Below are 23,229 nucleotides of genomic sequence, written 5' to 3'. Positions count from 1 at the left end.
TATTCTAAAACAGCACGGATACTTGCATGCGGCCCGTATGCACGGCGCTTAGGCCGTTAGGCTTGCGGCCGTCGTAGGCTACCGTAACGTTAAGACCGTTACTCAGGCGCTGCTCCACGTTCAGGTTCCAAGTCAGATTGTTGCCGGGCCGCAGTGCATTCAGAATTTCCAGGGCTACTACCGACGCTTGATTTCCTTCAAAATCAATGCGCACATACCGTGTAGCCGCTGTGAGCGTGCGCTTACTCACTTGACTCAGGCGCGTTTCTACTCCCAATTCGTCGAAAACGCCGCGCGTATTCTCATCAGGTCCAGCGAAGGTGTTGCGCTTATTGGCATGCAGATAGGTGCCGGTAAAGCGCAAGGCAGGACTTGGCTGGTAGCTCAATTCGGGCGCTACTTCGTAGAGCAGCACCCGAAAGTTGCGGGTTTCTAGATAGTTCGACGTGTTTTCCCGAATACTGCGCGTGGTGATAAGGCGGCCCGTAAACGAATGAGCCAGCGTCCGCCGCAACAGTACTGACTGGCTGGCCAGATTGCGAATGTCCGTGCCTTGGGTGAGCAGCGCCTTTTGCTGGGTTTGCTGTACTGTGAACTCAGCCCCGAAAATGGGATTGGATCGATTGAAATACAGTGTATTGCGTAGCAACTTATTTAGCGAGAGCAAAAACTCATCTTCGGTTTGAAAGGCAAATGGATTGAGACGAGAGCTAAGGTCGCGTTCGGTGGTGCGCCGATCCAACGAAACCGTGCTGATGCTGGTGAACCGCGCTGCGAAACCACGAATACCTGGCTGATCGCGCCATTGCCGGGGCAAGCTGCTAGTGAGCCGGTAGCTGAAGCGGTTGGTGAAGGCGATGATGTAGTCATCGGTGGGCAGAAATACCTTGATATGCGTGCGATACTGCGCGTCGGGTGTTTGGGCCTCAAAAAACTCTTCCTTGTCCTGCCGATTGTTAGCGTTGGCATCGCCCGCGTAAAAGTGGGTTCCCTGCCCATTCGGCACGGGCAGAAAAGAGTAGTCGCGGCGCAATTCGCGGCCCGTGGCTACGCTGTAGCTTAGCTCCGAGCGCAGCATATTATCGAAGAAAGAAGCATTCCAGTCGAGCTTGCCCAGCACGGTGCGTTGGCGAGCACTATCGCGGGCGGCGAGGTCGCGGTAGGTAAGCAGCACGGATAAATCTTGGTTTTTGCCTAAGCGACTCGCAAACATTCCTTGCCACGTTTGGGCTCGGCCGCGCGTGCGCAGCTCGTCATTGAGTGGCGCTTGGTCGCGGCGGTAAGTATAGTCGAGGCGAAAGCGCGTGGTGGCGCTGTCGCGGCTTTGCACAAATACAGAGTGCTCATCGAAGTAATTGGCCGATGTGAGCGAAGTGCCATCGGGCAACGACACCCGGTTTTTATCGAAACGATATGCGTAGCCCGGCACAATTGCCCCCCGAACAAATCGGGCTGTTGCCTCACCTCGCGCCCAGTTCGACTGGCGTGCTCCTGCCTCCGAGTTCAGTAAAAAAAGCCCCCCACGCAGCTCTACGTCACCAATTTGCTGAGCTGCATCCACCCAGTGCTGTAGACCGCTCACCTCGCCGGCCCGGTAGCGCCGACTGAGGCGGTAGGAAAATGCATTCTTCTCGTTTTTTACCAAGCCAGCCGAGAAGTTAAAGATATTATCCTCGCGGGCGGGCCGAAAAGCAGCATTGCCTTGCACCGTGCTAGCGGTGCTCCAGTTGCGGTCAAACTCGATATCGCGGTAGCGGTCGATGGGCGCAAACTGCCGACTGCTGTATTCATAGTCGAGCGTAGAGCGCAGCTTGTATTGCTTGAATAATGGCAGATTCACTGGCTTATCAAGCACCGCGTAGCCCACCCGAAAAGCCCGTCCTTGATCTGACTGCGGCGAGAATCGATTCAAATCCAGCTCCGAGGAAGCTAAGTCCATAAATACAGTAGTGGTCGAATCGACGCGGTAGCTGGCGCCGGCCGTCACGAGCTGCTTTTGCAAAGGCGTGGGCAAGCGACGCTCTGCCCGGTAATTACCCTGCCCCCCTCCTACGTACTGAAATACGCGCCCATTTGCGTTAATATTATCTGCGCTGGTACTCAGAATGTAATCCCCTTCGCCTTGAGTTACATTCGTGAAACGCACATTGTACACGCCCCGTGTGGAGTCAGTACTGTACACAAAGATGGGCAAGGGCTCTTGGCCGGGCAGCGTCAGGACTTCGCGGCGATACTGTACTTGGCGGCGGTCGTAGGCAACTGAGTCGGCGCCAGGAGTAGTAGCCAAGCTCACGTTATCGCCGATGTTGCGCAGCAGCTCACGGTCGGTTTCGTTTAGAATCAGGTTAGGTGAGTTGTCCGGATTGTCAGACTCACGGTAGTAATTCAGATGCAAGCTCATCTTGCCTAGCTCCTGATAATGATTCAGATCGAAAAGCGAGCGGGCATAATTGAAGTCAGAATACTCAAAATCGACCCGGATGCGTGAGTTACGGGTAATAAGGTGCTGGGGCGAAAACGTAACCTCAGCTTGGTTGTAATCAATGATATAATCGAAATCGAAGCCTCGCGTCATCAGCCTGCCGTCGAGGTACACCCGCTCGGAATTAGCCAGAACCACGATAAACTGCTCACCATTTGTGCCGCGCAATCGGTATGGCCCCTGTACGTTTTCCAGAGGCGGCAATTCCATGGAGGCGAACTTTCCTTTGGCAACACCGGCGGCGGCAGTAGTTACGCTGCGTTTGCCGACGCCCTGTGTCAGCTTTGCCTCCACAGCGGCGCCCTGCACGTTTTTGTAAAAGCGCAGAAAATAATCGGGGCGGTTGCGCAGCACGACGTCACCGGCTGTCAGGCTCCAGCGCGGGTGGGTAAGGGTGATATAAAGGCGGTCGAATTCCTGTAACTGCTGGGTGTTGCCTTCGGGCTGAAACGGCACATTCTGGTCGGAAATAGCGGCCGTGAGGTTAATCTGATCGGTGAGTTTGCCCTCCAATTGCAGATTCAAGGCCGAGTTCACAAATACGTTCTGCGTATTACCAAAGGAAATCCCCCGCGCCAAGCTACCCGTTTTGTTGATGCCCGGCGTCGCTAGAATCTGCTCTTTCACCGCAAAATTATTGTAACCGAATGAGCGGGGGGCAAAATTGACGCTGTCGATGAGCGTGCGCGGGCGGCGAGCTACTGGGGCCGCCAACCGCAACGGCAGCACCCGGTAACAGACCAGCACTGAATCGGGCCCGGTGGGCTGGAACATGATATCCGGGTGACCAGGATCAGGGGCCGGAAAACGCCGCGACGGCCGGATAATCCGGTATTGATCGGTATTGGGATTGTAGCCAACGGAGCGCCCATTAGCCGTTACCGACGCCGGAACAATCGTTAGGGTATCGGGCAAGGAAAAGTCTGTCGTATCACGGTTAGCCAGCAGGCGCACCCAACGGCACCGGCGTGTAGTAGGCGGACCTATTTGCTGCGCTGCCACCATCTGAGCCAACAGCAAAAACGTGAGCAGCAGGCTGAAACGCGGAAGACTTTGCGTAAAGCTGCTACTCATGCTACGTGTGTTTCAAGCGGGGGCTTTTTTCAGCTTCACAACGTGCGAAGCCGCGAGATTCGTGCCGCTATGCTGGAATAGAGCTAAGCAAGCAGATAAAAGGTACGTGACACCACACTCAACTTTTACTCGGGTGCCAATGGCAGCTCAATACAGAACCGTGTGCCCACATTTTCCTCCGTCTCAAACCAAATTTGCCCCCCAGCGCTTTCAATTCCTCGCCGGGCCACGGCTAAGCCAATTCCCGACCCGGAGGTTTTGGTAGTGAAGTTAGGCACGAACACCTTCGCCTGCACATCCTCGGGAATACCGGCGCCATTATCGGCGATGCAAATTACAATACGGTCGGTTCCGCGAAGCTCCAGGCTGGCATTGATCTGCGGCTTTCTTCCCTCCGGCACCGATTGCATGGCGTTGATAAGCAAGTTGTTGAACGTACGAACCAACAGGTTTTCGTCGGCAAAGACTACGTACCGGCCACTCTTCGCGTCAGCTGGCACTTTTAGTCGAATGCTGCCCTCTCCCACTCCACCTTTGTGTAAGCTCACGCAACGTCGTAAAATAGGCACTACATCCAGCCGCTCGGGCCGCATGGCCGGCAGGTTGGTGAAGGTAGAGAACGACGTAGCAATGTCGCTGAGCACATCGATTTGCGTGATGAGTGTTTGGGATATTTTACCAATCAACTCCTCCGTATTAGGGCGGCGCTCGGCAATGGCTTTCTGCAAATACTGGAGCGAAAGCTTCATGGGCGTCAGCGGATTCTTGATTTCATGTGCCACTTGGCGCGCCATTTCGCGCCACGCTGCTTCTTTTTCCTGAGTTGCCAGCTCCTGCTTACTTTCCTCCAGCTTCAGCAGCATCGTATTATACTCCCGCACCAGCAGCCCAATTTCATCCGATGACTCGTAGGCCAGCATCTCGTTTTGGCCCGTAAGCGTGGTTTGTTTGAGTTTCTCCGTGATGATTTTGAGTGGAGCTGTTAGGATTCGGGAGGCGACGAATGCCAGCACCAAAAAGATGATGAACATCACCGTGAAGATGTTCAGAATGGTGGAAATCAACTCGATAAGCTTATTATCAAGCTCTTTCTCGGAGTCAAAGAAGGGAATTCCAACGTAACCAACCACTACATCGGGGCGGCCGGGCCGCACCACCGCTCGCAGCGGCAGATACAGAGTATTAAAAGATAGGGAGCCAGCTGTTTCGGTAAGCAATACTTGCGGCTGTCCTTTTTCCGACAACTCAGCTACTGCTCGCGGGTGCATCAAGGTGCTCAGCAGACCTGACTCAAAAATCAAGGGCTGGCTGCTCACTTGTAAGCTACCATCGGCGCCATACAGATTCAAATCGGTTTCAGTCAGATCTGACACGTTTTCAGCCAAATCAATCAGGGCGGCCCGGCCAGACGAATCAGCCAGTAGCGCCCGATTTTTCAGCAGATTTTCCTGCACCGTTTTGCCCCTTCGCTCATAGGTGCGCCGCAAATCCCGCTGGTACGACGAGGTCACCTGGCTAGCCGTCGCGATACTCACAATAAGAAGCGGAACGAGGATACCAAAGTTGAGAAACAGCTGAATTTTGGTGCTGAACGTAGTACGAAATACTTGGAAATACTGTCCCCGCGCCAGCATATAGCCCCCCAGCACCAGCAGACTAAAGAAAGTGTGCAGCAAAAACAGGAAGGAGAAGTTAGCCAACCAATCGTCGAAAGCATAGGTGGCCGTTGTCACTACCACCATGCGATGCTGGGCACCCCGAACGGCCAGATGGTGGAAGCCATCAACTGATAACCCCACACTGTATAAGCGCGGATCTTGTCGCTGAGCCGGAGTAAGCTGGTTTACGTAATCAAAATCACCTTCCTTATACACAAGACGTCCGTTTTCGTAACCGGCATAGCTTAAGTCGGAGCCGAGACCAGGCTGGAAAAACTTCTGATCGACCAACAGCTCAGGTACTACGCTGTAGGCTGTCAGCTTTTTAAGTGAAAGCTCCAGCAGAACGGTACTTGTGCCTCCTGCGGAAGTCACGACCGGCACAAAAGCCACATAGCGCCGGGAGCTAAAGGAGTTGCTGTTATGAATGAGGTATAAGTCGGGATGGTCCGTAGAAAGGGCCGTACGCAAAAGGCGTCGCCGGAGCTGAGGCAAATTCAGTGTCTCCTCATTACCGTCCAGCGAGCGGCCGGCCGGGTCAAAGAGCGTGACTACAATCTCATATTTATCGAAATAGTCACGCAAATAATACTTCACGATCTTCTGCCGCACTACATCTTGGTTGGCGAAGGGGCGCGCCAGCATCGTTTGGATCAATGGGTCGGCGGCCATCTGGCGCGAACGCTCTGCTAGCAGGTACTCACCTTGTAAGTCATTATCCACCAATAAGTTGCTAGCAATCCGCTGCTTATTTATGACTAGCTGCCGATCAAAGTGCTCATACAAGGCCAAAGCTCCCACTACGGAGCTTACGCCCAGCATCAAGAAGATAAACAGGTACACTTGATATGGTACCACCGACGCTACTTGACGTAAGCCCGTCAGCCGCACGATGAAGAAGAAGAGCAACGTAAGTCCTAGCAGTATTCCACTGGTCAGGCTGAAGGCCAGCCCCAAAGGCAAAACTGTAAGCGTAGTCAGCCCTAATAATATGATACCTACACTGCGCGTAGCCGGCCGAACGGAGGCGATAAATAGCTGGGACAGCATATAAAAACCGACCAGGTAGCTCCCCGTATGCAGTATGATAGCCAGACATAACAGCCCTTTGAATACCGACACGTCGATACTCTGCGTCACATCGAGTACGAGTTGGGAGTTATTGAAGCTATTGGAGTAAAAGCTAAATAGAAGCTGTAATAAGCCATAAAAGCTCAATACCGCCGCAGTGCCTATAATGAATAGCAAATAAAAACGACGGATCTGCCGTATCCGGCGCACGATGCCGTAGCGTCGGAATAATAGCAGGGCGTAATAGGACAATGCCACAAACAGGAAGGCATTGATTAGCAGGTCGCCTAGTGAAGGCGAAAGCCACGAAGCAGCGTACAGGCGCGGATCGAACAGAGGAACTTCTACCAGCGAGAAGGGAAGCCCTAAAAACAGCAAAGCTGCTCGCATTGCCATGAGTGACAATACGACGGAGCCTACTCCGGCTAATACCTTGCCTGCAGAAAAGAAGCCAATAGCCAAGCGGAGCCAGCCCGCTAAGTACAACCCGAAACCCAACAGCAAAAACCCTACAGGCAGATATTTGCCCGTAACCGGATCGGGAGCAGAACTTTCAATGGAGAAGAGGTAGTCGCCCTCCTCAGAAAACAGGCGGGGTAATCGGGGGTTGTTGTTGACCACCAGCCGAACATTTGCCCCCGAAACAAAGCTTGTTCAGCGCCCTCGCGCAGGTAGCGGTTACTGATTCCGTACCGCTTTTCCAGAGGGATATAGGTTAGAATAATGTGAGAACCTACTGGGCGGCGCAGTACCAAGTATTGCCCAAACCGCATGTCCACCAGCTTCTCACGAAAGTTCTGGACCACATTAGCGACCTCCGGCCGAATTGTATGATCAGACCAATACAGCAGCTTCTCGCCCTCAAATACGAAACACGGATACGTTGTTAAACCAACAAGGGAATTGAAATTGAGAGTTTGTCCCTGTAAGCGCTCAGCAACTTCGTCAGCCTCGCGCTCCGCTGTGCGTTGCGCCTCAATAACTAGGTTTTGCAGACGCGTCGTTTCGGCGCGCAATAGTACTGCCGGCACTTGGCCATAACGATTGCTCAGGTAGGCGGCCACAAAGCAAAGCGTGGCGGCCAACAGCAAAACCAGTGGAGACGAACGGACTAACTTCAAAGGCAATTAGGATGCTGAAGCACTACAGATGAGAATAGGCTTTCAACAAAAATGCCGCCATTCGGCGGCATTTCCTATTCTATTAGAAACCCTGCTTTTTATCAGGACGTCAGTACACTTACCCTTGTTTTTTCGCCTGGCTGTGCCGATACCAAATAAATCCAACAACTCCCATCAATACATAAGGCACCGTCATAAGCATCAAAATACCTTTATTCAGGCCAGATGCGTCATATTCGTCTTTATCGCCTCGCGCCGACTCAACCTGAGTTTTGCACATGGAGCATTGAGCTTGTGTCGAAATGGGGGCTATACAAAGCAATAAGCCCAACAGGAAGGTAAACAAACCGGTAATAGCTGCCTTTCTCATACTATTTCAACACTTTCTTAAGGACAAAGTTTCTTTACTTCTAGGTATAGTAAGGCGAAATCATAAAGTACACGATAACACCCGTTACAGATACGTAAAGCCAAACCGGAAATGCCCAACGGGCTATCTTACGGTGTTTGGTAAACTGCTCAGTCAAAGCAAAGTAGAGCGTAAATAACACCAACCCTACCGTTACTACAGCCAAGGCAATATGCGTGAGCAGTAAAAAGAAATATACATACCTGATGGTGCCCTCACCCCAAACCGAGTTGAATCGACCTGAGAGTGATATACCACATAGGAAAGGAGAAAAATGCCCCCCAGCGCGAATGCAGTAGACATCATAGCTCGGTGACGTGCTACTTGCTTGTTCCTAATAAAGTAAAAGCCAAGTAGCAAGCATATGGCTGTTAGTGAGTTCAGGATGGCATTAAGGGCCGGCAAAAACTTTACTTCTGCACCTGGAACGCGAAATGTATTGGGGAAGTAATGCAGAATAGCAACCAGCAGGGGCACTACAGTTGCTAGAATCCCCAAAATGATTTTGTATTTCGTAAAATCACCCGGCTTAAGAGCGGGGTTCGTTGTTGTGGTCATAAGTGTAAAGCAACACGGTAATTTCGGTGATCAGGCGGTCAATTTCTCTCGCTTTTGTACCGTCATAAATGCCTCGTATCCGGTGGTTACGATCTACCAAGAACAGCTGCTGACTGTGTTGTATAGCTGGTGTCTCCCCCTTGAGAGCAGGAAGTCGGTACTCTTCCGTTAATAACCGGTTAAGTTGATTTTTGTCACCAGTCAAAAAGAACCATTTACCTGCTATAGCCCCGTATTGCTCCGCGTAACGCTCCAACACAGATACTGAATCCTGCGTTGGATTTACGGTGTAAGAAACTAACCGAACCCTTGGCTCTAGGCGAAACTTCTCTTGTACACGCGTGAGTTGGCTGTATCGTTGTGCACAGTCTTGAGGGCAGGCTGTGTAAAAGAAGCTTGTTATATAAAGGCCATCTTTTAAATCTTTCTGGCCAATAACTCGCCCGGTTTGAGAGGAGAAGCTGTAATCCTTTAACTGATGAAAAACAGTATCGCGTTGCCACTTATCACCAATTAGTGTTGAATCAACACGATCAGGTAAATAAAATGGCAACGCGTAACGGTTTGTACCGAATGACTTAAGAAATAAAAAAGCCAGTACCGGTACCAAAAGAATGAGGCCCAGAAACAATGTTTGTTTGGGCCTCATTACTTACTTAAGAGCATTTTGAATCGACTCTCCTACATAAGATCCTTCACTAACTAAGGCTACCAATAGCCAAATCAGGAGACCCATAGGAATCAGGATAGTCCAGATTAGTCCTTTCGTTTCATGCTTCAAGTGCATGAATTCAGCCACAATAAAGAAGGCTTTGAAAATCGTAAGAATAATAAATATTGTATTACGCAGGGTACCCGGATCCATAAGGAATACGAATACGAACTCAAGTGCTGTAATACCTACAAGTACCCAGAATGTCTTCCAAATCCAACCCGTATTGGGCTTCGGGATTTCGCCTAGCTGTTGAGGCTGGTTGCTGCTATGTTGAGCCATAACTTTTGAAATTAAATCTTAACTCAAACGATTAAATGCAATTATGCAGATCGTTCTTATGAGGAGTAGCGCTTTGAAGAAATTAAACGAGGTAGAAGAAAGTAAAGACGAACACCCATACTAAGTCTACAAAGTGCCAGTACAGACCAATTTTCTCCACCATCTCATAGTGACCTCTTTTCTCGAAGGTGCCATTGGTAGTAGCAATGAATGACCAAATCAGCAGGCAGATACCACTAAATACGTGGGTACCATGGAAACCAGTAATAAAGAAAAACAAGTCAGCGAAAAGTACTGGACCGTATTGGTTTCTTTGCAGGTTGGCCCCGAAGAAACGCGTACCGTCTTCCATTAACGTACCTTCATCTGTTCCGGCAATAAAGTGAGACCATTCCCAAGCCTGGCAGCTTAAAAAGGTGGCACCAAACAAAATTGTCCATAGCAACCACTTCTGAACATCATTCTTATCCATACGATGGCCAGCCTCTACAGCTAATACCATTGTGACAGAGCTGAAAATGAGAATCATGGTCATGAGTGCCACGAATCCTAGAGGCAAATCTATGCCGTGAAGTCCAGGAAAAGCGTTAAAAACTTTATCCGGAATAGGCCAATAAGCCGTGGAAAACTCAAACGCCTCATTGGTACCGGTATAAGCTAAATGGCGATGACGCATCAAGCCATAAGTGGTCAGAAAGGCAGCAAACGTAAAGGCATCCGACAACAGGAAGAACCACATCATCAGCTTGCCATAGCTAGCCTTGAAAGGCTCATTGCCCCCATCCCAAGTGCCAGTGCGTGGCTGTTCTTGGGTAGATGGCGAGGATAGAGTCTGTGTCGTGGAGGTAGTGGCCATATAAAGCGGGTAAGGACGAAATCAGTGGTTCAAAAGTAGGAACAAATACAAGTACAACCAAAGAGCTCCTAGGAAGTGCCAGTAGATAGTTCCATTTGTGATAGCCAACATTTGGCGAGAATGCACCTGATAGCGCAGACTCTTAACTACTACCAGTACGAGAAAAATAAGTCCGGTGATTAAGTGAAATCCGTGAAGCCCCGTGAGTACATACATAAAGGAGCCTGATGGATTAGAATCAGCCCCACCAAAGTATACCCTGTTGCTCACTAATTCGCTCCACACCTGCCACTGACCAATTAGAAAAAGCAACCCTAAAGCCAGGGTTACCAGCATTCCGATTTTAACCTGTCGCAGATTGTCTTTGCGGGCAGCAAACCAAGCCCATTGCATTGTGGCAGAGCTAATGGCAATAATAATTGTATTAAACAGCAGCCCGGTAGGCAGATCAAACTCTAGCCAGTTGCCCTCATCACGGCGGACAATGTAGCCACTTGTTAAGCCCGCAAACATCATCAGAATACTAATAATGAGCAGAATGAGCAGTAACCGTAAGGGATGCAGGCCGGTGCCAGTCTCTTTATCGGTAAGCGTTTCAGAAGGATGCATACAGCAAAAGCATTATAATTTATCGAACACCAGCGCAATCTGAACAATTGGCAGGTACAAAAACGACCCAAACATGATGTTCATCGCCGCCTTTTTGGAACAAGTGCGCATCAGGTAAAAGGTTTGCATGAGAAACAATACTCCGCACACCACCGCAATCATCGCTGATATCTTACCCGCCATTCCAAACTGAAGAGGCAATAGGCTTAGTGGAATGAGCAAAAGCGTGTAAGTCATTATCTGGAAAGCTGTGCGCAAATCTTTGCCCCCCGGAGTAGGTAACATCTTGAATCCCGCTCGCTTATAGTCCTCATCTAGAACCCACGCAATGGCCCAAAAGTGCGGAAACTGCCACATAAACTGTATCCCGAATAATACCCAAGCCTCAACTCCTAATACACCTGTAGCGGCTACCCAGCCTATAAGAGGCGGCATACCACCTGGAATAGCTCCTACAAAAACACAGATTGGGGAGATAGTTTTGAGTGGGGTGTAAATGAAGCCGTACAGGATGAGCGATAATAGAGATAGAGCGGCGGTTAGCAAGTTGAAATAAGTAGCCAACAAGCCTAAACCTGCTAGTCCTAAGACTATTGCGAACACCCAAGCTTCTGAAATACTTAGTACTCCTGTAGGCAAAGGCCGTTTAGCAGTGCGCTTCATAAGCTTGTCTAAATCTCGCTCATGAATCTGATTTATGGTATTGGCTGACCCTGTTACGGCTAACCCGCCAAGCATTACTAGCAAGGCACGACTCCAGTCCAGTTCGTGGACACCTAGCAGGTAGCCGATAGCACTGGAGAAGGCCACGGTGATTGAAAGCCGGAATTTGAGCAGCTGAAAATAAGCTTTGAGTTTCGTCATCAAGGATGGGTACAAAACACCCGTCTGAACTTTGTCAAACGGGGCCGCAAAGTTACGCAACAACATGCGGATAAGTGGCCTTCGCTACTGATTTAGCCATTCGATGATAGGCTACCAATGTCAGAAATTGCCCCCCAAACAACAACGTAGCTACCATAAGGTGTACAGGCTGTACAGCAGCGGGCAATGCGAAGTAAGCGAGTACCATACCAGCCAGGATTTCCAATCCTAAGAAACCAAGCACCGCAGTAATTAAGACATGCAGCCGTTTGGATGGTAGTTGATACACATGATACGCAACGTATATGTTCAATAGTAGGAGCACTACAGAGAATGTGCGATGCACCTTAAAAATGCTCCCTAGTTGATCTATCCAGTTAGCACGGTTATCATAACTCATGGCTGAGGCTACTAAATCCACTTCTTCCCGCACTTGTGTACCCAATACTATTTGTATGAAAGTCAACAAGGTCACCGTCCACAGCCCAGCCGTTAGCATCGGTGAAAAAGGTATCATTTCGGTGTGTTCTGTGTCTTGTTGCGAGCGATCAACAGCGTAAATGAGCATAGCTACTATCACTAGTGCTAAGCCCATATGGATCGTTATCATTATTGGCAATAGGTTGGTAGATACAACCAATGACCCTAACCACCCTTGCACTCCTATCAGAATAAAGCTTCCGAAGGCAAGCCAAAAAACAGTCTTATCATGGTGCCTGTAAGGGAGTGCAAAAATCAAAGTCAGAAAAACAAATACTCCAATCAGCGCGCCTAATAACCTGTTCAGATATTCAATCCATGTTTTAGTAGCGTTGAAATCAGTTTCTATGTATTGGGTAGGGTGTGAAAATATGTCGCTGGCGACTTGCTTAAATCCGAACACCTGTAGCGTAGCTGCCAATCGTTTGTTTTTGGCTACTCGTTGAGCAGTATACACTTGCTTATAGTCAGCAGGGAGTTGACTGATATGAGTTGGTGGCACCCAAGAGCCAAAGCACTTAGGCCAATCAGGGCACCCCATTCCTGACCCAGTGCTTCTTACTACTCCACCTACGAGAATAAGTAAGTAAACAGCAGCAACAGTAAGGATACCGATAAAGCGAAAGCGGCGCACGAAGGCAGGTTTCATTGTACTGAAGGATTGTCTGATTGTTATGTATACAACAATCAGAATTACTTTTCTACCCAAAAAAAGGGAAATTCAGGTCGGCCAGCCGATACTGAACTTCCCTTTTAATGAAAAATGGAGCTGCCGTAGTTACGGCAACTCCATTTTTAAAATTCGGAATGACTACTCCGCCATTTCCCGCTCATTCGGCAAATTAGATGACTGGGTTTGTGAGTATGGTACGTTCTGGGGAATGAAGTCCTTCTCAGCACCGGGTTTGCTATAATCGTACGGCCAACGATGTACGGCTGGAATAGCGCCAGGCCAGTTACCATGACCAGGATTAATAGGAGTGGTCCATTCCAATGTGTTCGAGTTCCATGGATTCTCAGTAGCACGACGACCACGCCAGATGCTATAAAAGAAGTTGAAGATGAAAATGAACTGACCAAGGAATGCAAATATGGCAGCGGCAGAAATGAATTTATTCAAATCAGCAAATTGACTGAAGCTATCAAATCCAGTGAAGGCATAATAGCGACGAGGAAAACCAGCAATGCCAACATAGTGCATTGGCATGAATACCAGGTATACACCGATGAAGGTGAGCCAAAAGTGAACGTAACCCAATTTTTCATCGAGCATACGTCCGAACATCTTTGGGAACCAATGATATACACCGGCAAACAATCCAAAGAACGCTGAACTACCCATCACTAGGTGAAAGTGAGCTACTACGAAATATGTATTGTGCATCTGAATATCTAGAGCGGCGTTGCCTAGTACAATACCAGTCAGGCCGCCTGAAATAAACAGTGATACAAAGCCAATTGAAAATAGCATGGCCGTAGTAAAGCGGATATTTCCACGCCACAATGTAGCCAACCAGTTAAATACTTTAACCCCAGAAGGCACAGCAATGATCAATGTAAGAAACATAAACACTGAGCCCAAGAAGGGATTCATACCTGTTACGAACATATGGTGAGCCCATACGACGAAGGAAAGCAATGAAATACCCAATAGTGAACCAATCATTGCGCGATAGCCGAAGATTGGCTTACGTGAATTGGTAGCTAGAATTTCTGAAACCATACCCATTGCTGGCATGATAACAATATACACTTCAGGGTGTCCCAAGAACCAGAACAAATGCTGGAACAGGATAGGGCTACCACCTGTATTGCTCAATGCCTGACCAGCTATGTATATGTCTGACAAAAAGAAACTGGTGCCAAACGAACGATCAAATATTAGCAGTAAAGCGGCAGAGAATAATACTGGAAAAGAAAGTAGACCTAAAACAGCTGTTAAGAAGAACGACCAAATTGTAAGTGGCAATTTGGACATTGACATCCCACGTGTCCGTAGATTAATTACTGTTGTGATATAATTAACTCCACCCAGCAATTGAGAGATGATGAACAGAGCCATACTCACTAGCCAAAGTGTCATTCCAGCTCCTGAACCTGGAATTGCCTGAGGTAATGCGCTTAACGGAGGATAGATTGTCCAACCAGCTGACGCGGGGCCAGCTTCAAGGAAAATTGAGGTGAACATGATAATACTGGAAGCAAAGAAAAACCAGTATGAAAGCATGTTCATAAATCCTGAAGCCATATCGCGGGCTCCGACTTGTAGTGGGATTAGAAAATTGGAAAATGTTCCACTTAACCCAGCTGTTAGCACAAAGAACACCATGATAGTGCCGTGCATGGTGACAAGAGCAAGATAGAACTCAGGATTAAGTTTACCCGCTTCAACCCATTTGCCCAATACAGGCGTCAACCATGACATAGTTGACTCAGGCCAACCTAACTGGATTCGGAAGAGGCTAGAAAGTGCGCCTCCCAAAATGGCCCAAAAAATACCAGTAATAAGAAATTGTTTAGCAATTACTTTGTGGTCCTGACTAAAAACGTACTTGGTCAGGAAGCTTTGCTCGTGGTGCTCATCATGATGCAGGTGCTCATCGTGCTCAATATGAGGCACAGTGGGCGTTCCATGCACAGGAGCGTTGGTGGGAATATTAGCAGCCATACAGTTGAGCGTGCGTTATAAAGTAAGTTAGAGCGAAGCTTTGTTAGCCGGAGTTAAGACAGCGGCCGCATCAGCATTCTTAGTTTTAACCAATTTATCAGACTTCTGTTTGAAACTAGCCAAAACATCAGGGTTCTGTTCTGAAAACGATTTCTGTTGAGCAAACCAAGCTACATAATCGTCAGGTTCATCTACAACTATTATTGCCTTCATAGCGAAGTGACCACGTCCGCAAATCTGGGAGCATGCTAACTCATAATTAAACTTTGGGTTACCTAACTGAGCGCGCATTTCGTCAGTAGTTTTAGTAGGCGTAAACCAGAACTTGGTTGGCATACCTGGCACAGCGTACATCTGAACCCTGAAGTTTGGCATGTAAACGCCATGTAGTACATCACGTGAGCGAATCTTGAGCAATACGGGATGTCCTTTTGGCACATGGATCTCATTAACAGTGAAATCATCCATGGCATTATTGTCATTCAGATCAAATCCGAATTCATTAGTAGCGTCAATTAAGCGGTAGTTAACTACACCTAATTTTTGGTCGCGACCCGGATAACGAACCAGCCAGTTGAATTGCTTACCCATTACTTCCAGAACGATAGCGTCCTTCGGAGCTGGCCCTGTGATCTTGGTCCACTCTTTCCAGCCTGCAAACACCAAGCTTGCCATCACGATTGCTGGGATCAACGTCCAGATTATCTCAATCTTGTTGTTGTGAGAAAAGAAGAAAGCTCTACGTCCATCCTTATGTTGATAACGATAAGAGAAGATGAACAGCATAAGATGGGTGAGAGCAAACGCTACACCCAAGATGATCATTGTGGTCCAGAACATATTCTCCACTGCATATCCATGAATAGAAGCAATAGGAGGATTCATCTTATCGTAGTTGTCGATGAATGACCAAGCGAATGCGCCTCCACCAACCACCATGAAGATGATCATAAGGATAGCATTGACTCGGTTGCTCATCCCGATTTCACGAGTTAGGCTACCAGAAAAGATGGAAGTAAGGATCTGGAGGCGAAACAACAAGCCGAATACGACTAGAAGCAGCACCAATACCAGCAGGATACCAAGAGCAATCATTATCTAGGGATAGATGTGAGTACAGCGATTATGAGCAATGTAGATAGCACTACTAATTAATTAGAATGCTATGCCACCCGATACTCAAATCAATTTTAAGTTGTATGATGCACGCTTTCATCAAGAAAGGGATGATTCACGGGCACCAATGACGCCTGAGACAGACGCTTTGTAAACAACAACAGGAAAGAGCCCAAAAAGATCAGTGCAATACCAATTTCAATTACAAACCCACTTTCACCTTTCATAGTTGCAGGCATGATCATCAAATAGAAATCAAACCAATGACCTATGAGAATAGCTATACACACAATTTTTAGCATGATCATCTGACGCTTTGCATCCCGTGTCATCATCACGAGAAATGGGAAAGCAAAATTGATAACCAAATTGAAATAGAAGATCCAAGTGTAGTGACCATTAAAGCCCCCCAAGCGCTGATTAAAATAAACAGCCTCTTCAGGAAGATTGGCATACCAGATCAACATAAACTGTGAGAACCAGATGTATGTCCAGAAAATGCTGAAGCCAAACATGAACTTACCAAGATCGTGCAGATGGTTAGCATTTAGGAATCGTAGGTAACCTGCTTGCTTAAGATAAATAGCAGTAAGAGTTACAGCTGCTAAGCCGGACACCCACCAGCTTGCGAATACATACCAACCAAACATCGTACTGAACCAGTGTACGTCAATCGACATAACCCAATCCCAAGCTGCCATCGAAGATGAAACAGCAAAAAGAACTAGAAAAAGGGCTCCTACATTGATGCTCTTATGAAAATACTCAGTTCCGCCGTTGAGATCTTCTTCAAGTGAAAGCTTTCTTAACTTTTCTGAGAAGAACCACCAGATCCCAAGGTAAATGACCATTCTAATAACGTAGAATGGCAGATTCAAGAAACCGCTTTTACCAGCAACTATCGCATCATATTTTTCATGACCGGGAGTCATAATGCCGTCATGGGTCCAGTGAAATAGATCATGGCGTCCTACGAAGAACACGATAAGCATGATTATAGCACCTGGCAGTAACCAAGCACTTAATGCCTCCGAAATACGCTTGACTAAGACTGACCAGCCAGCGTAAGCAACGTACTGTAGGGCCACGAAGAACGTACCGATTACAGCAATACCAATGAAGTAAACATTGCTATGCCAAAGACTTACAAGAATCCGCTTTACCCAAATAGGGCTGCCTTCATGGTGTTCTGCAGAAGCTCCTGCTCCAGTGCCAGCTTCATGACCAGCCGTAGCGGCATGCTCCTCTCCTATCCCCAAGGCAGCTAATACAGCCCCTATGATCAACAGGATAATTCCTACCGCTATTATTGTAATGAACTTTTTACGAGTGCTAGACGGAAGTTGTAAATGTTCAGTCGTAACACTGTCCTGATGCGTCAGAGTTGCCATAATTATTAGTTCGACGTTCCGTTTCTAGCCTCCGTACCACCTTGCCCTGGTGTCTCTGATGCTTTATCAGCCTGAGCTTCCTCTATAGGACTCTGGTTAGCACGATCCGTCATTTCCGTTGAATCCTTGCTAACGTCTACTAGCTTAGCTAAACCGTCAGGACCTTCACCACGCTGTAGTACTCGGACATACATAGCAATTTTCCAGCGCTCTTCTGGGTTTACGATAGATCCATGGGGCATCATGCGATTACGTCCCCATTGAATGACATGATAGATATGCCCGTCATTCATAGTTTTGTAAGCGCCTGCTGAGTAATCCGGAACGCCTTTAAACTTTATGCCTACAGGTCCCTGGCCTTTTCCATCTTCCCCGTGGCAATGAGAGCAAACTCTGGTATATAGGGCCTTGCCCTCTTCTAAGTTAGCTTTTGAATAAGCGTAAGGATTGCGCAATGTGCGTTCTGCAATTCCTACACTATCCTTAGGGATATGAGTATAATAATCTAGTTTACCTAATGGAACAGTTCCTACTACTGGAACACGTTCGTTAGTACCCATCGGGTTAATTACATTAACATTTGTCTGCTTGAGCGCCTCATAAGGAATCGGCTCATACATTTCGGGGGCGTATTGAATAGCCGGAACATCAGCACGGTTGCAGCTTGTAGCTAATACAGCAGCAAAGAGCATTGTCGAACCCTGAAGACTTAATTTCAGCCAGTGCGTCATTATTTCTGGGTCATTTCTTTTTCGTTGACTTCTGTTGCACCGTTTTCACGAAGCAGTTGAGTTAGGCGGCTCAATTCAGAAGCATCATCTTTTAATTCGATGGCCATCACAAATTTATCATCAGTAGCGCGTACATCCATTACTGGCACTTTCCAACGCGGATATAGTTTACTGATAGTAAAAAAGGTAATCACCATGCCATGAGCACAGAAGAGAACCGTCATTTCAAAACTTACAGGAATGAATGCAGGTAATGCGATATGAGGTTTGCCACCAATAATCATTGGCCAGTCGAAACCCAACATATAAATCTGCATCCAGAGGGCAAACGACAATCCTGTCAAACCAAAGAAAAAGGCTGCAATAGGTAGTCGTGAGCGCTCAATGCCGAGAGCATCATCAATTCCGTGAACGGGGTAAGGCGAGAACACATCGTGGATCTTAACCCCAGCGGCGCGAATGTTCTCGATGGCGTGCAATAGCACGTCCTCGTCGTCGAATATGCCGAGGGCGAAGCGCTTAGTCATGCTTATTATAATTTACGGGTGCTGAAGCTGGTAGAGCTGGAGCAACAGGTTGATGAACTGGAGCTACTTGATGGCCATGATTATGGTTAGCAGTGTACGTTGGACCATTATCCACCCCATATTTCAGGATGGTTTTCACCTCAGCCATGTTCACTACTGGGAAGAATTTAGCAAACAGTAAGAAGAGAGTGAAAAATAAGCCTAATGTGCCTACATAGATTCCGATGTCAACCCATGTTGGAGAGAACATTACCCAGCTAGAAGGCAAGTAATCACGGTGTAAGGAAGTAACGATAATTACGAAACGCTCGAACCACATACCGATGTTCACAATAATGGATAGAATGAACGTGGCCGGAATGCTATAACGGATGCGACGAAACCATACCAATTGAGGTGTGATTACGTTGCATGTCATCATCGAGGCATACGCCCACCAATACGGTCCTGTAGCTCGGTTAATGAAGGCGTATTGCTCAAATTCCACTTGTGAGTACCAAGCAATAAAGAACTCTGTGATATAGGCAACACCTACAATAGAACCTGTGATCATCATGATTTTATTCATGAGAGCAATGTGTTCTATCGTAATATAGTCCTCAAGCTTGAATACAACCCGCGTGATAAGCATTAGAGTTAATACCATTGCAAAGCCCGAGAATATAGCTCCTGCAACAAAGTAAGGCGGGAAGATAGTAGTGTGCCAACCAGGTACGACAGAGGTAGCAAAGTCCATCGATACAATAGTGTGAACTGAAAGCACCAGAGGAGTTGCAACACCAGCCAATATCAGAGAAACCGTCTCATAACGTGACCAAGCTTTAGCCGATCCTTTCCAACCGAAGCTTAATAAAGCATATGCACGCTTAGCAATAGGTCCTTTTGCACGATCCCGAATGGTGGCAAAATCAGGAATAAGTCCGATGTACCAGAATACTAAGGAAACCGAGAAGTATGTGGAGATTGCAAATACGTCCCACAAAAGTGGGGAATTAAAGTTCACCCACAGTGAGCCAAATGTATTCTGGAACGGAAATACCCAATAGGCCAACCAAGGACGGCCCATGTGCAAAACCGGGAACATGGCAGCACATATTACAGCGAAGATAGTCATGGCTTCAGCTGCACGGTTAATTGAACTCCGCCATTTCTGACGGAACAACAGCAGTACCGCTGAGATCAAAGTGCCAGCATGACCAATACCCACCCACCATACGAAGTTGGTGATGTCCCAAGCCCAGCCAACTGTTTTGTTCAGGCCCCATTCTCCTATACCATACCATAAGGTCCGGTATACAGAATAGAAAAAGATGCCTAGAAAAAAGAGCGCTACGCTCAGGGCTGCCATCCACCGGATGTTTGGCTTAGCTTCCACCTGGCGGCACACGTCTTCCGTGATGTCGTGGTAAGTTTTGCCCCCCGTTACGAGCGGCTCTCTTACTGGCGATACGTGCTGCATAATATTGAATGTAAAAAGTGGCGAGACAGGTTCTTATATCAGTGTTATAATATCTTGTCTCTTCGCTGTTTCTAAACTGTTAGCTTTTTGCTTGGCTCCACATTACGAATCTTAGTTAGATACGTGATGTTTGGCTGCACGTTTATAGCATCAAGTACATGGAAGCCACGCTCGCCATCTTCCCGACGCGTCACCTGTGAAACCCGAGAATTAGGGTCCCGTAGGTCACCAAAAATAATAGCCTGTGTTGGGCAAGATTGGGCGCAGGCCGTTACTACCTCACCATCTACTGGACGACGACGCTCTTTTTTGGCTTCCAGCTTAGCAAGTTGGATGCGCTGTACGCAGAAGCTGCATTTCTCCATTACACCGCGCGCCCGTACAGTTACGTCTGGGTTCAAGACCATGCGGCCGAGGTCTGTGAACATATGTCCGTTCACAGCCTCAAACTTTTCATTCGTATAGTAAGAAAACCAGTTAAAGCGCCGCACCTTATATGGACAGTTATTAGCGCAATAACGTGTACCCACACAACGATTGTAGGTCATTTGATTCAAGCCTTCACTGCTGTGAGTCGTAGCAAGTACTGGGCAAACAGTCTCACAAGGAGCGTGGTTGCAGTGCTGGCATAGCATTGGTTCGAAGATCACACTCGGATTTTCCGATGGATCTTCCATAGCCGCGTAAGTATCTAATTTACCCTTCTCAGCGAAATCTTCCTTGGTAGTATCGGAGCTGTAATAGCGGTCGATACGTAACCAATGCATCTCACGACGATTAATTACTTCCTGCTTACCTACTACTGCTATATTATTTTCTACTTGGCAACCAATCACGCATGAACCACATCCGATACAAGAGTTCAGGTCGATGACCATACCCCAGTGGTGATTCTTGTACTCGTAATCTTGCCACAGGGAAACCTTATTTGGTTTCTCCAGACCATCAGGAGTGGCAATTTTATCGTATTCAGTTACTTCTTTCGGATTCTTGATATAGTCGGCCAGCGTAGCTTCTTGAACTACTGGCTTACGGTCCATGACCGTATGGTGCGTCTGTGTTTGAGCTATCGGTGACTTTGCACCTGTCTTCTCTAAAGTAACAGTACCACTATACTGTAATGAATTATCGCGGACGGTTGCTAATGGGTAAGCGTTAGCTCCCACTTTGCTCCCTACTTTGCCAGCTAATTCACGACCATATCCTACAGCGACACCAACGGTGCCCTTCGCTTGACCAGGTTGAATGAGAACAGGAAGTTCAATCGATATACCGTTAGCGGTAAGCTTAACCATATCACCCTGCTCCCATTCATTGGTTACAGCCATGTCTCGTGGCACAGATACATAATTACCCCAAGTGGCTTTCGATATTGGGTCAGGGAGTTCTTGTAGCCAAGGGTTATTAGCTTCGAAACCATTTCCAATACCTACTTTCTCGTAAAGCGAGAATTCAATACCTGAACCTTTGGGTGCGCGGGTTATGGAACTAATAGCTTGAGTAGCATCAATTGCAGCGGCACTCGGAGCAGCTGCTGCAGGCATAAGTGTGCCACTAGCAACTCCATCATGAACGGCTTTATCCCAGCCTTGCTGAAAATTGCCCCCCAGAATACTCCGCCAGTTCGCACGCAAGAAATTGTAATAACTCTGCGGATTACCAGCCCATGTTAGTAAACTATCCTGAGCTTGGCGAGTAGCAAACAATGGCGAAATCGTAGGCTGGGCTAAACTCAACGAGCCACGCTTGGGCTCATAGTCATTCCATGACTCTAAATAATGATGATCAGGAGCGGCATAGTAGCAAAGGGTTCCTGTTTCATCTAAGCGGTCGTTCAAGGAAATGCTCAAAGGCACTTTGGCAATCCCTGACTTCACCTTCGCAGCTAATGGATGATCATAAACAGGATTAGCATGATAGAATATAACAGCACCTACACTGCCTGCATTCATCTCGTTTACGAGACGGAGCATGCGAGCATCATCTCCTTGGCGAACCATTGAAGGGTTAGTAGTATCTATTGCTGCACCTACATTACCTAACGACTGATTGATAGCAGCAACAAGCGTTTGGATAGCTAGATCATTAGAGCCAGCTACTACTAAGCTACGCCCTCTGTTGGCTTTTAATTCGGCTGCAGCCTTCTTTAATTGTGCATTGTTAAACGTAGAAGCAGCACCGCCACCAACTACCTCATTATACAATGCTAATGTAGCCTGCCCCATTTCTGAAGGCTTGAGTGGCACACGTACATCAGCGTTGGAGCCAGTTAGAGAAAGATTGGTCTCAAACTGGAAATGACGCGACATTGTTTTTTTGTCGCTCGACACTTTGCGATTGGTGATATACTGATGAGCATGCTCCACTGGCGATATCCAAGTACCTAGGAAATCAGCCCCTAAGCTCACAATCACATTGGCCTTGCTAAAATCGAAAGAAGGCAATACACCTCCGTTCGCTTGAATTAACGCCGACTGCGATTGAGCATCGTACATCACGTGCTCCGTGGTAGGATAGCGCAAAGCAAATTCAGCAATAGCTCTTTTAGTAGAAGGGCTTATGATGGTTGGTGATACGATAGCAATTTTGCCCCGTGTAGCAGCAAGCTTACTGCGGATCTCTTGGTCAACACGATCCTTGTCAGCTTGTTGGCCTTTGATTGCGAAATGCTGTAGACGGGCGCTATCGTACAGACTCAAAACAGAAGCCTGAGCACGCGCTGATAGGCCACCGCGCGTGATTGGCGACTCTGGATTGCCCTCTAACTTGATCGGCCGGCCTTCACGGGTCTTTACTAAGACGCTGTTATAGTCCGAACCATTAAAATAAGTTGAAGCATAAAAGTTGGCAATACCTGGATCAACCTCTTCTGGTTTGTTTAGGTAAGGAATTGCCTTATGAATGGGAGCCTCACAGCTAGCTAAAGTAGCAGCAGCTAAGCTGAAGCCCATTAACTTCAAAAAGTCACGACGAGGAGAGACAGTGGCGTCAGTAGAGCTATTTTTTTCGCTCACCGGCAGGAAATCGGCGAATTCGCTGAAAGCATTCTTTGCAAACTCTGGTGAGTTCTCTAGCTCTTCGATTCCTTTCCAGTATTTAGGCGACTCTTGCATTTTGTTTGACTTATATTCTTAGAGATCCAAAAGCATGAGAGCAGCTCA

At 47.6% G+C, this 23,229-nt stretch carries 17 protein-coding genes and 1 pseudogene; all 18 read right to left on the bottom strand.

Annotated features, from left to right (window positions below; genetic code table 11):
• Positions 1 to 4: 4 nt before the first annotated feature.
• Entirely contained in the window at positions 5 to 3,556 is a 3,552-nt protein-coding gene (locus EPD59_RS05910) for a hypothetical protein (RefSeq protein WP_133271981.1), read from the bottom strand.
• 125 nt (positions 3,557 to 3,681) lie between these two features.
• Positions 3,682 to 6,906: a sensor histidine kinase gene (locus EPD59_RS05905; protein WP_133271980.1), complete on the bottom strand. Its 3,225-nt coding sequence runs from the start codon at positions 6,904 to 6,906 to the stop codon at positions 3,682 to 3,684.
• Positions 6,795 to 7,406 (bottom strand): hypothetical protein, encoded by a 612-nt coding sequence (locus EPD59_RS05900; RefSeq protein ID WP_133271979.1) that lies wholly within the window; start codon positions 7,404 to 7,406, stop codon positions 6,795 to 6,797. Before EPD59_RS05900 ends, EPD59_RS05905 begins: the two co-directional genes overlap by 112 nt.
• Before the next feature lie 118 nt (positions 7,407 to 7,524).
• A complete protein-coding gene (locus tag EPD59_RS22295) occupies positions 7,525 to 7,686 on the bottom strand; it encodes a hypothetical protein (protein WP_240731637.1) in 162 nt (53 codons plus the stop codon).
• 130 nt (positions 7,687 to 7,816) lie between these two features.
• Positions 7,817 to 8,373: pseudogene (locus EPD59_RS05890) on the bottom strand (DUF420 domain-containing protein).
• Positions 8,345 to 9,022 carry an SCO family protein gene (locus EPD59_RS05885; protein ID WP_133271977.1) on the bottom strand — a complete coding sequence of 226 codons (678 nt, stop codon included), beginning with the start codon at positions 9,020 to 9,022 and terminating at the stop codon, positions 8,345 to 8,347. Before EPD59_RS05885 ends, EPD59_RS05890 begins: the two are co-directional and overlap by 29 nt.
• Positions 9,023 to 9,025: 3 nt before the next feature.
• Positions 9,026 to 9,367 carry a cytochrome C oxidase subunit IV family protein gene (locus EPD59_RS05880; RefSeq protein WP_133271976.1) on the bottom strand — a complete coding sequence of 114 codons (342 nt, stop codon included), beginning with the start codon at positions 9,365 to 9,367 and terminating at the stop codon, positions 9,026 to 9,028.
• An 82-nt stretch (positions 9,368 to 9,449) separates the two neighbouring features.
• The gene (locus EPD59_RS05875) at positions 9,450 to 10,223 is read right to left on the bottom strand and encodes a cytochrome c oxidase subunit 3 (RefSeq protein WP_133271975.1); all 774 of its coding nucleotides are present in this window, start codon (positions 10,221 to 10,223) and stop codon (positions 9,450 to 9,452) included.
• A gap of 21 nt (positions 10,224 to 10,244) precedes the next feature.
• Positions 10,245 to 10,832: a cytochrome c oxidase subunit 3 gene (locus tag EPD59_RS05870; RefSeq protein WP_133271974.1), complete on the bottom strand. Its 588-nt coding sequence runs from the start codon at positions 10,830 to 10,832 to the stop codon at positions 10,245 to 10,247.
• 12 nt (positions 10,833 to 10,844) lie between these two features.
• Positions 10,845 to 11,696, bottom strand: coding sequence for a heme o synthase (gene cyoE, locus EPD59_RS05865; RefSeq protein WP_133274605.1), 852 nt, complete (start codon positions 11,694 to 11,696; stop codon positions 10,845 to 10,847).
• Between the two features lie 52 nt (positions 11,697 to 11,748).
• Complete coding sequence (locus tag EPD59_RS05860; protein WP_133271973.1) at positions 11,749 to 12,825, bottom strand: COX15/CtaA family protein; 1,077 nt, start codon at positions 12,823 to 12,825, stop codon at positions 11,749 to 11,751.
• Positions 12,826 to 12,987: 162 nt separating this feature from the next.
• On the bottom strand, positions 12,988 to 14,844 hold the full coding sequence (locus EPD59_RS05855) for a cytochrome c oxidase subunit I (RefSeq protein WP_240731636.1): 1,857 nt from the start codon (positions 14,842 to 14,844) through the stop codon (positions 12,988 to 12,990).
• A gap of 27 nt (positions 14,845 to 14,871) precedes the next feature.
• Entirely contained in the window at positions 14,872 to 15,939 is a 1,068-nt protein-coding gene (locus EPD59_RS05850) for a cytochrome c oxidase subunit II (RefSeq protein WP_133271972.1), read from the bottom strand.
• Positions 15,940 to 16,034: 95 nt separating this feature from the next.
• A complete protein-coding gene (locus EPD59_RS05845) occupies positions 16,035 to 17,351 on the bottom strand; it encodes a quinol:cytochrome C oxidoreductase (RefSeq protein WP_133271971.1) in 1,317 nt (438 codons plus the stop codon).
• 5 nt (positions 17,352 to 17,356) lie between these two features.
• Positions 17,357 to 18,082 (bottom strand): c-type cytochrome, encoded by a 726-nt coding sequence (locus EPD59_RS05840; protein ID WP_133271970.1) that lies wholly within the window; start codon positions 18,080 to 18,082, stop codon positions 17,357 to 17,359.
• Positions 18,082 to 18,609, bottom strand: coding sequence for a DUF3341 domain-containing protein (locus tag EPD59_RS05835; RefSeq protein WP_133271969.1), 528 nt, complete (start codon positions 18,607 to 18,609; stop codon positions 18,082 to 18,084). Before EPD59_RS05835 ends, EPD59_RS05840 begins: the two co-directional genes overlap by 1 nt.
• On the bottom strand, positions 18,602 to 20,068 hold the full coding sequence (nrfD, locus tag EPD59_RS05830) for an NrfD/PsrC family molybdoenzyme membrane anchor subunit (protein ID WP_165963488.1): 1,467 nt from the start codon (positions 20,066 to 20,068) through the stop codon (positions 18,602 to 18,604). Before nrfD ends, EPD59_RS05835 begins: the two co-directional genes overlap by 8 nt.
• A 71-nt stretch (positions 20,069 to 20,139) precedes the next feature.
• Entirely contained in the window at positions 20,140 to 23,181 is a 3,042-nt protein-coding gene (locus tag EPD59_RS05825) for a TAT-variant-translocated molybdopterin oxidoreductase (RefSeq protein WP_133271968.1), read from the bottom strand.
• Positions 23,182 to 23,229 lie beyond the last annotated feature (48 nt).

The organism is Hymenobacter radiodurans, assembly GCF_004355185.1.
Classification (GTDB): Bacteria; Bacteroidota; Bacteroidia; order Cytophagales; family Hymenobacteraceae; genus Hymenobacter; species Hymenobacter radiodurans.
This window is presented reverse-complemented; position numbering and strand designations above follow the sequence as displayed.